We start from the raw sequence: 12,700 nt of genomic DNA, 5'->3' as shown, positions 1-12,700 counted from the left end.
GAACCGTATTGGTGTATTATTGCAGTAATGCACCAGGGCTCGAGATGCTGATTTCTCTCGATCGGGCGAGCGGAACGCCGGTGTTCCGGCAGATCTGCGATCAGGTCCGCTTCCAGGTCGCCGCGGGCTCGCTCACACCGGGAGCGTCGATTCCCTCCACCCGCGATCTGGCCGCCGAACTCGACATCAACCCCATGACGGTGAGCAAGGCGTACGCGCTGCTTGAACAGGAGGGCATCCTCGAGCGCCGTCCGGGTCTTGCCCTCGTGGTGCGTGGTGCTCCTGCATCACGGCAACACGGTGCCAAGGAACAGGAGCTCGCCCGTGCGTTGCGGCCTGCCGTGCTCGCCGCCCACCAACTCGGCCTCTCCGTGCAAGAGGCGATCGAGATCTATCGCAAGGTCCTTCATTCCCGAGGAGATGACGATGTCACATGAGTTCCTCACCAAGCTCGCCGACGATCGATCTCATGTCGTCGCTGCCGTGTGTCTGACCAAGCGCTTCGACGCCCACACGGCCCTTGATGGTGTGAGCTTCGCCATTCCTCGCGGCAGGATCGTCGGTCTCATTGGTCGCAATGGAAGCGGCAAGACCACGCTCCTTCGGTGCCTTCAGGGGCTCGCGCTTCCAAGCGACGGAATGGCGAGCGTGCTCGGTGCGGAGAGCTCGCAGCTCGACGACGCGACGCTCGCTCGCCTCGGCGTGGTGCACCAGGAGAATCGCCTTCTGCCGTGGATGTCGACACGGGCGCACCTCGACTTCGTGCGCTCCTTCTATGAGAGGTGGGATCGGCGTCGCGAGCAGCGGCTCGTCGAGGCATTCGATCTCGATCCATGGCAGCGCATCGGCGACATGTCACCGGGTGCGGTTCAGAAGCTCGCCATCGTGACCGCGGTCTGCCATCGCCCCGAGGTGCTGCTCCTGGATGAGCCTGCGGCGGCCCTCGATCCGCCGAGCCGCGAGGCGCTGCTATCACTCCTGGTCGAGCTGCTCCGCGAGGACGAGCCAGCCATCATCATCTCGTCGCACATCCTTGACGACATCGAGAGGACCGTGGACTGGATTCTCTGCCTCGATCGGGGCCGCCTGGTTCGCGACGAGGCACTCGATGCGCTCCAGGAGCGCTACGCCGAGTGGCGCGTCCTCGCCACGCGGGAGGCGCTGCCCGTTCGATTCGACGAGCCGTGGATCCGCACGGCGCGAGTGGATGGGCGGCAGGCGATTCTCACCGTCGAAGGCGGCGCCGGCCATCGCTCCGGATTCGAACAGCGCTACGGCGTGAGCGTGGAGGAGCGCCCAGTGCGCCTCGAGCGGATGTTCAACCTCTGGATCTCCGATGAGGCGTCGCGATGACATCGATCCTGTCCGTGCGCCTGCTTCGACGATGGAGCACTGCGTGGTCCCTGATCGTCGTCGCGATTCCTCCGATCGGAGCGCTTGTCGCGCTGGTGCCCCTGCGACAGTGGCTGTTTCCCGTCGAAGAGTCTGGGGGCACCGTGCTCTTCGTGAATGCCGCGATCGCGCTGCTGGTCCCAGCGTGCGTGGGCATGCTCATGGCGTCATCGTTCCGAGAGCTGCGAAACTGCCCCTTCGCGTGGAATCTGCCGGGCCTTCCGCACCGTGCGTCGAGAGAGCTGCGCATCGTCGGCGCGATTCTCTTCGGCGCGATGGCCGGATTCGGGACGGCGCTCGCCGCAGGCACATCGGTGAGCTCCTGGTTCTTCGCGACCATGGCCGCCCTCGGGTTCACGCTTGCCATTTTCGGCAATGATCCACCATCCTGGGCGCTGCGGGTGCGCGTCGCTGTTCCCCTGCTGAGCGTGTTTCTGCTGGTCCTCTTGGCGCCCGAGGTGGCCACGGTCACCTCGGTGCTTCCATGGCTCTGGGCGACCGGCGCGGTGGGGCTGATGATCGCCGTGGTCGAACTCACCGGAACAGCAACGGCCCGGCGCGATCGTGCCGCGCGCCTTGGAGCAGCCGTTCGAGTGCCGACGGCCAGCGCTCGACTGGATCTCTACGCCTCGACCTCGGAGGCACTTCGATCTCGCCGCGCCCCCCGTGACGGAGCCGCTGTGTTCTCCGGGGTCCGCCGCAGTGACCTCGACTGGGCGCGCGCCATCCTCCATGAGATTGCAGGTTTCGCACGAGGTGGCTGGGTCATGCCGATGGTGACCTTCGCGATCGCCGGCACGCTCTCGCTGCTGCTCGGGCTCTCGGTGATCGGATCACTCGTGCCTCTTCGAGGCATGCCACCGGAGCCGTTCGGGCTGGCATGGCTCGGTTCACCCATGGGCACGCCGCGCGCGGTCATCACGACCTTCCTGATCGCCATGCTCGCCTCGATGTTTGCCCTCTCCACACCACTGCAGCCTCCGCTTCTGGTGACCCGACCTTTGGCGCGCGTCCGCCTTGCTCGCATCATGTGGCTCGTGACACAGGCGCAGGAGCTGCTCATGGCGTGTCTTGCGGTCGGCGTCGTGCTGCTGATCCTCGCCACGGCACGGGTCTTCGGCTCGATCGACGCATGGCCCGCGATGCGCGACGCCCTCGCCTCGATCATGGCGGCGCTGCTGGTGATGCCCGCGGCGCGGTGGTGGCGCCTTCAGGTGCTCGACGCGCGCTTCACGGGAGGTGGCTCGGCGCGTCCGCGTGAGATCGACACGGTGATGGCGAGCGGGACCATCACGGCCACCACGGTCCTTGGAGCAATCCTGTGCGTCGCCTTCTGGAGGTCGGCCCGCTCGCTCGACGGCATTGGCAAGGCGGTCGTGGTCGCAGGTTCGGTCGTGGCGTTCCTCGCGCTGCGCTCGGCGTGGTTCTTCGAGCTGCGTCGCTTCTACGCCCGGCGCGACCTGTAGCGATTCGCGGCCGCGCGGCGTCGAAGCGCTGCGGCCTCTACTTCCGCTGCCAACGATCGTTCGGCTCAAGCACACTCCAGGGCCCGACCACGGCGGCGTCGCTCCCGGTGCGCGGGCCGCCTTGGCCCGCGGTCCCGGACAATCCTCGATCACGCAGTTCGCCGGAGGCGATCGCCGCAGGCGCCGGTGGCTCGGCGTCGAGCCACGCTCGTGCGCGCTCGTCGTCGCGGAGAGTCGCCTCCCAGAAGGCGGTCGTGATGGCCAGGATTGCGCGGTGGTGATTCGGGTTGCGGTTCCCTCGATCGCCGGGCAGGGCCCGATCGCCGAAGGCGGAGTGCTCCGCCTCGAAGAGCACGAGCTCGTACTTCGAACCCGGTGGGAGCGCGGGGAAGACGGCAAGCCGGGACTCGAGGTCAGCTCCACCGATGAGTGACACATCGTTCGTGCCTGTCATCACCAGCCAGGGAATGCGCACGCCGGAAAAGGCACGCGCGGCGGCCCTGTCTCCTCCAAGCCGTGGTGCACTCGGGCTCATCGCACATGCCGCCCGAATGCGGTGATCGGCGGCGCTTCGACCAAGCGCTGGAGCCTGGCCGCTGACCGCCTGCGTCGTGAGCGCGCCGAACGAGTGCCCGGACATGCCGATGCGTTCGAGATCGAGCCGTCCTGCGAGCGCGTGACCATCCTCGCGCGACCAGCGATCGAGCTGATCGATCACCGCCGAGACATCATGGACCCTCAGGGTGAGGTTCGCCGCGCTTGCGGCGCGCTGCATGGCGGCCATCCGACGCGCCGCCGGCACATCGCGCCAGACGCTCTCGTCACTGCCCGGGTGCTGCATGAAGACAACCGCGAATCCGCGTCGCGCCCAATGTTCGCCGAGATAGGGGTTGTTTCTTGATGACCCGCCGAGTCCGTGGCTGAAGAGCACGACGGGTGCCGACGCCGCGCCCTCGGCCAGGTAGACGCGAAGCGGAATCTCGCGGCGCCGATGATCATCCTGGACCACAAGGTCATGGTGGTGGACGACAACCTCCGGCAGCCGAAGAGGGTCGTATGGCCGACCGGCAAGCAGGAGAACGATCAGGGGGAGTGCGGAGATTGATGGCATGGTCCGAGGTGATTGGGAGTCAGGGGGCAGTCTCGATCAGGCACCGAGGCACGAGGCATCCATCGGCACATCCTGGGGGCGACTCTGCGTCCCCATCGAGAGCACCCGCCCGCAGAGCTCTCGACCCGCTCGGAACCCTCCCCGCGCTCCGCTTATCGGCGGCGGTTCGCGTCGGCCGCGACATGCGCACGAAGCTGGCCCATCGTGTCGCCGCCATAGCGCTCGAGGAACGCTCGCGCGACTTCGAACGCCACGACATTCTCCATGACCACGCTGGCGGCGGCGACGGCACAGACATCACTGCGCTCATACGCGCTGCCCTGCGCCTCATGGGTGCGAAGATCGACGCTGGGCATGCCCTTCCCGAGTGTGGCGATCGGCTTCATGGTGCCCTTCACGACAATCGGCATGCCGTTCGTCATGCCGCCTTCGATCCCGCCGGCGTTGTTCCGAGGTCGAACAAAGCCGCCATGGGGCTCGCTGCGCCGCGCTGCATCGAAGGTGATGGGGTCATGCACTTCGCTGCCCAGCCGCGCCGCACACTCGCGGCCGAGGCCGATCTCGACGCACTTGAACGCTTGGATGCCCATGACCGCGGCCGCGAGGCGCGAATCCAGGCGATCGAACCACTGCGCGCATCCTCCGAGCCCAGCGGGCACGCCGAAGAGATGCACCTCGCACCAGCCACCGACCGTGTCCTTCGCCGCCTTCGCCGCATGAATGCGCTCCATGAAGCGCTCGGCGGCTTCCGGATCGGGCATGGCAATCTCGGTCGCGTCGCGAACCTCCCGGAGCTTCTTCCAGTTCTCCGGTGTCACCTCGATTGTGGAGACGACATCCAGCCCGCCTCGCACGAAGCCGAAGGCCTCGATGCCGAAGTCGCGCAGCAACACGCGAGCGAGCGCTCCTGCCGCCACCCGCGCCGCCGTCTCCCGCGCGCTCGCCCGCTCGAGAATGTTGCGGCAATCATCGGAGTCGAACTTCATAGCCCCGGCAAGGTCGGCGTGACCCGGACGCGGGCGATGCACTGGCGGCGTGCGCTCGAGATCATCGAGTCGACTGTCGCGATTCTCCACCTGCATCAGGATCGGCGCGCCGATGGTGCGCCCGAGGCGAACGCCGGAGAGGAACTTCACCCGATCGTCTTCGATGCGCTGACGACCGCCGCGCCCATAGCCGCCTTGGCGGCGCTTCAGCTCTGCGTCGATGAAGGCCACATCGATCTCGAGATCCGCCGGCATGCCCTCGACCAGCGCGCTCATGGCCGGACCGTGCGATTCACCTGCGGTTCGATAGGAGAGCCTCACGCCAGCATGCTAACGCTGAAGACGGCACGCGCGGATGACGCCGCCCGCCACGCCGTGGCCGGAGCCGGCGGAAGGCATCGCAGACTTTGAAGATGGCCCATCAATCGCGAGCCGCCGAGTGAGTTCACTGCGGTGCCGCGACACCTGCCGACCGAACGACACGCTGACTCTGAGCCAATCTCATAGACTCGATCCGCGGTGCTGCGCCTGGTTGACATTCGCAAGAGGTTCGGAGCCATTCAAGCCGTGGATGGTCTCTCGCTCGAGGTCCGCCGCGGTGAGGTCTTCGGTTTGCTTGGCCCCAACGGCGCGGGAAAGAGCACGACCATCTCGATCTGCATCGGGCTTCTCTCCCCCGACTCAGGCACTGTTGAACTCGACGGCGTGGGATCGCCTCGCGAACCCCTCACCCGGCGACACCTCGGGCTTGCGCCGCAGAGCCTGGCGCTCTACGACGATCTGACCGCCGAGGAGAACCTCCTCTTCTTCGGTCGTCTGTATGGCGTCGCTGCGCCGAGACGGCGCGCCGCGGAACTGCTCGACACCGTCGGCCTCGCCTCGCGCGGCCGTGATCGTGTGAAGGGCTTCTCCGGGGGGATGAAGCGACGGCTGAATCTCGCCGTCGCGCTCGTCCACGAGCCGGAACTGGTTCTCCTCGATGAACCGACCGCGGGCGTCGATCCTCAGAGCCGCGCCAGCCTGCTCGAACTGGTCCGACGCCTCGCCTCGAGCGGTGTCACCGTCGTCTACACCACGCACTACATGGACGAAGCGCAGCGCGTTTGCGATCGCGTCGCGATCGTCGATCACGGGCGCGTGCTCGCGCTGGGCACGGTCGATGAGCTGCTTCGGCAGTTCGGCGGCCAGGTGACCGTGGTGGTCGAGCGCGGCGAACAGGTCGAGCGGCACACGACTTCGAATCCGCTCGCCGTCATCGCTTCGGCGCTCGGGCAGGGCGACGCCACGGGTGTGCGCGTCGAGCGACCGGACCTTGAGAGCGTCTTTCTGGCTCTCACAGGAAGGAGCCTGCGCGACTGACGGTCGCCAAGCCCCATGGGAGCCATCCTCGCCATCGCTCGCAAGGACATCTCGCTGCTTCTGCGCGATCGCACCGCAGCGTTCTTCGTCTTCATCTTTCCGATCTTCGTGGCGCTCTTCTTCGGAATCATTTTCGGTGGTGGTTCGCGTCCGGGAGGCGGAAGCGCCATTCCAATCGCGGTTGTCGATGAGTCTGGCGGACCTCGCGCGCTCGCGCTGCGCCGCGATCTCGAGCGCGACTCGGCGGTCGCCGTCACCACCCTCGAGTCCCGCGCCGATGGTGAGACGCTGGTCCGTCGCGGCCGCGTGATGGCCTGCGTGGTGATCCCGAACGGCTTCGACACCGGCATGATGCAGCTCTTTGCCGGAGGTGGATTGACGCTGCACCTCGTCGTCGATCCTTCACGAGCGGCGGAAGCCGGACTGCTTGAAGGCAAACTCAATGAGCTGGCCTTTCGTCAACTGAGTTCGCTCATGCAGGACACCTCGGCGATGCGCGAGGCCACCGCCGTCGGGCGCGCCGCGCTTCTCCTCTCCGGACTTCCCAGCGAGCAGCGTCAGGCGCTCTCCAGTGTCTTCAGCGGACTCGATCGCTTTGCCGAGTCGAGAGCGTTGGAGGAGGCGAGCGCGGCTGGCAAAGCACCCGGCGCCGCAGCCGGCGAGGGCGATGCGGACCCGTCACGCGATGACGCTCGCGGAGCGGCTGGAACCGACGCCTCCGACACAACTGTCGAGAGTGACACCGGCTTCGCGTGGCGCCCGCTGCGCGTCGAGGTCTCCCAGGTCACCGATGAGCGCAAGCGACCTCGCTCCAGTTTCGAAATCAGCTTCGGACAAGGCATGGTGTGGGGACTGATGAGCTGCGTGACGGCGTTCGGAGCGTCGATCGCCGAGGAGCGCTCGCGCGGCACGCTGCTTCGCCTGCGGACGGCGCCCATCCGACGACGACAGATTCTGCTCGGCAAGGCGCTCGCCGCGTTCTCCGCCTGCATGCTCGTCCAGTGCATGCTGCTGGCGCTCGGCACGCTGCCCTACTTCAGTATCTGGATCAGCAGTGTTCCACTGATGATTCTCACCACGCTGACCACATCGCTCGGATTCGCCGGGCTCATGATGATGCTCGCGGGCCTCACGCGCACCGAGGGTGGCGCTCAGGGGCTCGGCCGAGCGCTCGTTCTGGTGCTGGCGATGATCGGCGGGGGCACCATTCCCATCTTCCTGATGCCGGGATGGCTTCAGACCTTCAGTTCGATCAGTCCGTTCTCGTGGGCCGTGCGCGCGATCGACGGGTACACCTGGCGCGCCTTCTCACTCGAGGAGATGGCGCTTCCACTCTCCGTGCTCGCGGCCTTTGGCATCATCGGCTTCATTGTCGGCACCGTCAGCATGCGCTGGCAGGAAGAGTGAGCGCTCAGCCCACGACTTCCGGCGCTCGCGAGCCGGGGCCATGCTGCGCCGGTTCTCGAAGCGCCCCAAGCAGCCAGATCACGCCCCCGACTGCGGTGAAGGCGGCGGTCACAGCCATCGCCGCAGGCCATCCGCTCGCGCCCGCCACGGTGCCGATGATCGGCACGCTCGGTACATCGCCCAGCAAGTGAAGAACAAGAATCGCGAGGGCCATGCCGGTGCCGCGCTCCTTCGGTCCGAGCAAGTTGGCAAGGTGCGAGTTGATGGGGCCGACGGACATCACCAGCATCAAGCTCCCCATGACGATGCACGCCCACACGGCGGCATCGCCCGCGACGAGCCCGGCCATGAAGATGAACGGCGCGGCAAGGAAGGTCGTTGCACCAGCGACCAGGAGGTGCGCGCGAGGCGTGCGCTGATAGAGGCGATCCGCAAGGAACCCGCCGAGAAGCGTGCCGCCAAGTCCAGTGACGACGATGACGGCACCGAAGCCCATCGACGCCTTCTCGCGCGAGAGGCCATGCGCCGCTTCAAGGAACTTGGGGGCCCAGACCGCGAGGGCCCCGAACCCCGCGGTCTGCATGGCGTAGCCAAGCGAAGCGAAGGCATAGCGCGGCCGCGAGAGCATCGCGAGTGATGCCCGGAAGCCGGGCGGACGCATCGAGCGCCCCTCGGCCGGTGAGAGCGCGTCATTCGCACCGCGCGGCGGATCCTTCAATCCATAGATGATGAACGCGAGCAGCACGCCCGGAAGTCCCACGATGAGGAATGCGCCGCGCCAGCCAAACCACCCGCCCACGAGCCCCCCGAGAATGAAGCCGAGCGCCGCTCCGACGGGAATCGCCGCGTTGAAGATGGCCATCACGCGACCGCGCACGCCGATCTTGAAGTGATCGGCGAGGACTGCTGGCGCAATCGCCGCATAGGCCGCTTCGCCCACGCCCGTCAGGGCCCGCAGCACCAAGAGCGAGATGAAACCCGCCGCAAGTCCGCACGACGCCGTGACCAGGCTCCACACTGCCACGGAGATCGCGAGCAGGTGAAGGCGCGGCAGGCGGTCAGCCATGGCGCCGAAGAATGGCGCGGTGAGCGTGTAGACAATCAGGAATGCCGAGAAGACGAGTCCGATGCGCGTCTCGTTGAGGTGCAGCCCGCCCTCTTCGAACGGCTTCTCAAGAAGCGTGACGAGCGCGGAGATGACATAGCGATCGACATAGTTGAGAAGGTTGAGCCCGGTGAGCACGATGAGCGCGACGATCGCGGGCCGACCTGCACTTCGCAATGACTCAGGCGCACTCATGGCTCGCTCGCGCCTCGCTCGAACACTGAGCGGAAGAGCCCCTCGGGTGGCGCGCGCCCGGTCCAGAGTCGGAACTGCGCCTCCGCCTGGCGGATGAACATCTCGCTTCCATCAATGGCGATCGCGCCCGAGGCTCGTGCTGTGCGCAGGAGAGGTGTTTCGCGGGGCCGATAGACGGTGTCCATCACGATCATGCCCGGGCCCATGGTGAAGTTCGAGGGCACGGGCGATGCTCCGGCCGCGTCACCGCCAACGAGGCCGACACTCGTGCAATTCACGACAACGGTGAAGTTCTCCCCCGCCCCGCGAGTGCCGAGAGCTTCGAGCGTCCCGCCCATCGAGAGCCGCGACCGCGCGTCACCGGGCGCCACCGATGAAAGCGCCTCAAGCAGCGATTCCGCCCGCGCCGCACTCCTGTTGAAGAGCGTCACAGCGGCACCCGCATGCAGCAACCCGAGCGCAACGGATCGGGCGACGCCGCCAGCGCCGAGCAGCGCCACGCGCGCCTCGCGCAGCGGACGCACCGCTTCAAGCGCTGCGACCGCAGCCGGCGCATCGGTATTCACCGCTTCAAGATGGGGGCGCCCTGAAAGCCCCGGCGAATCAGGTGTTGCTCGTGCCTGCTTGGACAAGTCACCGGCCGGGGCTCGCTCCGCACCTGCATCGGCTCGTCGCACCAGAAGCGTGTTCGCGCTCCCGCTCGCCTCGCTCAGGGGACAGAGCGTGCCGCCATGTTCGCGCACGAAGCGCACCAGATGCTCCTTGTGCGGCAGGGTGACGCTCGCGCCGCGGAAGTCGAGGGGCGCAAGATCGATCATTGCACCAACCGTCGCCTTGAAGCTCTCCCAACTTCCCTCGATCGGCATCGGAAGATGGATCGCGTCGGCGCCAATGGCGTCGAAGCCCGCGTTGTGAAGATCTGGCGAACGGGAGTGCCCGACGGGCCATCCGATGACGCCATAGACCTCCGTCGCCGCCCCGATGCGCCCGTAGCGCCATCGCTCGAAGAGCTCTCGCACCGTCGGCTGACCGGCCGCCGTTTCCGGTGTCGTCGCGCCGCGCGCAAAGGTGAAGAGCCCGCCGAACTTCGGCGCGAGCACTCGGCTCATCAGACCGAACTCGCCCATGCAGAGCGCCACCATCGGTCGAGGCCTGTCTCGCAGCAGCTCGAACGCTTCGAGGTTGTCGCGCAGCGATCGGGCTCGCCACGCCACCTTCATCACCGCGCAGGCGGGCTCCGCCGCCATGGTGGCGAGGCGCCGCTGCAGCGCCGCCGGGCGCCCGTTGAAGTCGTGCGCGCTGAGAATGAGCGAAGTGGTCAGCCCCCTCGGTTGCCGTTCGTGATCGACCGCCAATCGGACCTTCTGGCGCAGATTTGCGCTGCGCTCGAAGGTCTCCTCCTCGACATCGATGTAGAGCGGCGGCGCATCACTCGCGCCGATCGCCTGGAGGAGGGAGAGCCGATCGCGATCCTCGCCGCGGAACTCACCTCCTTCGCGAGCCGAGCGAATGGTGACCACACTCGGCGCCGGACTCTCGCGGCAGAGGCGCTCGACCGCCATGAGCGCCGCGCTGGCGTCATTGGGAAGCAGGCGATCGACCATCGCGTCCACGCGCCACTCGACCAAGCGTGCTCCATCGGTCACCGCCGACTGCGCCGCTGCGAGCGCTGCCTCGATCTCGCTCTCATCGTCCACTGGAATGGCGACAGCCACGAGATTCACGCGGCGGATCCTATCGCCCCCGTGGAGTACGCTGCGACCCCATGTCCGACGCCGTCATCGAGCGCGCGCATGCCTTCCTTCGCGCGCACCTTTCCGGTCGCATTCGCTTCGATGACAATGCGATTGCGATCAAGGTGGTGGTGGCGCCCGATGGGCGCCTGGTGGCCCCGGTGATGGTGGCCATGCTCGAATCGATCGAGACCGTGCTCGAGATGCCTGATGATGACGAAGCGAGCCTGCACCTCATGGTCTCACTGGTGGCCTTCGATGAACAGGGCGAACACGGCGCCCTTGCCGATCGCTGGCGGATCTATCACGGCGATCCTCCCGATGTGCGCTGGGCCATCATGACGATCGACGCGGCCCGCTTCGAAGGACACTTCATCGACGGCGAGGCCCTCCTCATTCCGAATCCGATGGCTACCCACGAAGCGGCGATCCTTCGGCGTTTGAATCAGGGCGACCGAACGCTGCTCAAGCGTGCCTGCGAGGCGGCGAACCTCACCGCAGGCCAGCCGGTCGCCGTGGGCATCGATGACCGTGGCCTCGATGTCCGGCGTGCCTTCGATGTCGTCCGGGTTCCCTTTCCCGAGCCTTTGTCCGGTATCAGCGGCGATGCGGTCGCGTCGGTGACTGAATCGGTGGAGCGGGCGCTCGCCTCGTCGTAGGATTCCCCTGTCGCGGGTGACGAATCATGAGCACCGCGCCGAACATTTCGCCGTTCACATTGAACTCGCATTGAACGCCCCTTGAACGCAAGGACCTCCTCATGGCCGACTCCAACTCCAAGTTCGCCGGAAGCCTGAATGCCGCCATGATCGATGACGCGCAGGCGCACGCCGCGCAGGAGGCCGCGAATCACTTCGGTGAACCCGGCTACACCGACATCACGAAGGTCTACATCGATCAGCGCTACGAGGGGTACACCGAGGAGAACCAGGAGACCTGGCGCATCCTCTATGACCGACAGATGGAGTTCCTCGCGGAGCGCGCGAGCGATGTCTACCTTTCCGGTGCGCGAAGCATCCGACTTGTTCGAGATCACATCCCCTATCTCGAAGGTCCCAAGAGCATCAACACCTTCCTGCGCCAGCTCACCGGATGGCAGAGCCGAGCGGTGCCCGGGTACATCCCGGCCAAGGCCTTCTTCGCGTGCCTCGCGCGGCGCGAGTTCCCGACGACCATTGTGATTCGCCCGAAGGAGTCGATCGACTACCTGCCGGAGCCCGACATCTTCCACGATGTCTTCGGCCATGTGCCGCTGCATGCTGATCCGGTCTTTGCTGACTTCCTTCAGACCTACGGCAAGGCGGCGCTCACGACGAACGACCCGATGCACACCGAGCGCCTCGCACGCCTCTTCTGGTTCACGGTCGAGTTCGGCCTGATCCGGGAGAGCGGGCAACTCAAGCTCTATGGAAGCGGCTTGATCTCAAGCCCGGGCGAGAGCCGTCACGCCCTCGAGTCAAAGGAAGTCGATCGACGCCCCTTCGAGCTCGAGCGCGTGTGCGATACCTCGTTCGAGATCGATCACTACCAGCCGATCCTCTATGTGCTCGACAGTTTCGAGCAGCTTCGCGACGCGATGATGACCTATGCCGATCGCCTGCTCGATGAGCATGCGCAGGGTTGCTGCGGCGGCATGTGCCGCGGCGTCGGTGTGCAGATCGGTCAGTCCGCCAATCGCGCCTGAGCAACACCACAATCTGGCGTCGAGCGCCGACCGGGCGCTGGGCGACGCGAGGCGCCAGCGCCGTCAGCAATCGACATGCCACTCGGGCGCCTCAAGCCTCGTGCCCGCCTGTGGGCTCAAGGAGCTCGTGTCGAAGCGCGCAAGGTTGCCAACGCCCCCATCGCGTGATGATTTTGCCCACTGTGATTTCGGCGTCACGGCTCGGAACGCCGATGGAGTGATTAGGATCTACGCGGTTGTCCTCGGTGACAAGGCTCGACCC

11 protein-coding genes are annotated in these 12,700 nt (G+C 66.5%); 7 read left to right on the top strand and 4 right to left on the bottom strand.

Annotated features, from left to right (window positions below; all coding sequences use genetic code 11):
- Positions 1–44 precede the first annotated feature (44 nt).
- The 3 genes from KF724_00930 to KF724_00920 are packed head-to-tail and all read left to right on the top strand — an operon-like array spanning position 45 to position 2,858.
- Positions 45–437 carry a GntR family transcriptional regulator gene (locus KF724_00930; protein MBX3354245.1) on the top strand — a complete coding sequence of 131 codons (393 nt, stop codon included), beginning with the start codon at positions 45–47 and terminating at the stop codon, positions 435–437.
- Positions 427–1,353, top strand: a complete 927-nt coding sequence (locus tag KF724_00925; GenBank protein ID MBX3354244.1) for an ABC transporter ATP-binding protein — start codon at positions 427–429, stop codon at positions 1,351–1,353. Before KF724_00930 ends, KF724_00925 begins: the two co-directional genes overlap by 11 nt.
- A complete protein-coding gene (locus KF724_00920; GenBank protein ID MBX3354243.1) occupies positions 1,350–2,858 on the top strand; it encodes a hypothetical protein in 1,509 nt (502 codons plus the stop codon). The genes KF724_00925 and KF724_00920 overlap by 4 nt, the downstream gene beginning before the upstream one ends.
- A gap of 37 nt (positions 2,859–2,895) precedes the next feature.
- Here the strand turns inward: KF724_00920 and KF724_00915 are convergent, their stop codons facing one another.
- The gene (locus tag KF724_00915; GenBank protein ID MBX3354242.1) at positions 2,896–3,969 is read right to left on the bottom strand and encodes a hypothetical protein; all 1,074 of its coding nucleotides are present in this window, start codon (positions 3,967–3,969) and stop codon (positions 2,896–2,898) included.
- Positions 3,970–4,121: 152 nt separating this feature from the next.
- Positions 4,122–5,231 carry a chorismate synthase gene (aroC, locus tag KF724_00910; protein MBX3354241.1) on the bottom strand — a complete coding sequence of 370 codons (1,110 nt, stop codon included), beginning with the start codon at positions 5,229–5,231 and terminating at the stop codon, positions 4,122–4,124.
- A gap of 243 nt (positions 5,232–5,474) precedes the next feature.
- On the opposite strand from aroC, the gene KF724_00905 reads away from it, so the two are divergent.
- Both KF724_00905 and KF724_00900 read left to right on the top strand, forming a co-directional pair.
- Positions 5,475–6,314, top strand: coding sequence for an ABC transporter ATP-binding protein (locus KF724_00905; protein ID MBX3354240.1), 840 nt, complete (start codon positions 5,475–5,477; stop codon positions 6,312–6,314).
- A gap of 15 nt (positions 6,315–6,329) precedes the next feature.
- Entirely contained in the window at positions 6,330–7,721 is a 1,392-nt protein-coding gene (locus KF724_00900; protein MBX3354239.1) for an ABC transporter permease, read from the top strand.
- A gap of 4 nt (positions 7,722–7,725) precedes the next feature.
- Here the strand turns inward: KF724_00900 and KF724_00895 are convergent, their stop codons facing one another.
- The gene (locus KF724_00895) at positions 7,726–9,021 is read right to left on the bottom strand and encodes an MFS transporter (protein MBX3354238.1); all 1,296 of its coding nucleotides are present in this window, start codon (positions 9,019–9,021) and stop codon (positions 7,726–7,728) included.
- Entirely contained in the window at positions 9,018–10,745 is a 1,728-nt protein-coding gene (locus KF724_00890; protein ID MBX3354237.1) for a type I 3-dehydroquinate dehydratase, read from the bottom strand. The genes KF724_00895 and KF724_00890 overlap by 4 nt, the downstream gene beginning before the upstream one ends.
- A 41-nt stretch (positions 10,746–10,786) precedes the next feature.
- Here KF724_00890 and KF724_00885 point away from each other — a divergent pair, with 41 nt between their 5' ends.
- Both KF724_00885 and KF724_00880 read left to right on the top strand, forming a co-directional pair.
- Complete coding sequence (locus KF724_00885; GenBank protein MBX3354236.1) at positions 10,787–11,413, top strand: hypothetical protein; 627 nt, start codon at positions 10,787–10,789, stop codon at positions 11,411–11,413.
- Between the two features lie 101 nt (positions 11,414–11,514).
- Positions 11,515–12,438 (top strand): phenylalanine 4-monooxygenase, encoded by a 924-nt coding sequence (locus tag KF724_00880; protein ID MBX3354235.1) that lies wholly within the window; start codon positions 11,515–11,517, stop codon positions 12,436–12,438.
- Positions 12,439–12,700: the final 262 nt, after the last annotated feature.

The organism is Phycisphaeraceae bacterium, from assembly GCA_019636735.1.
In the GTDB taxonomy this organism is placed as follows: Bacteria; Planctomycetota; Phycisphaerae; order Phycisphaerales; family SM1A02; genus VGXK01.
The sequence above is the reverse complement of the archived record's forward strand: the minus strand, read 5'-3'. Positions and strand labels throughout refer to the sequence as shown.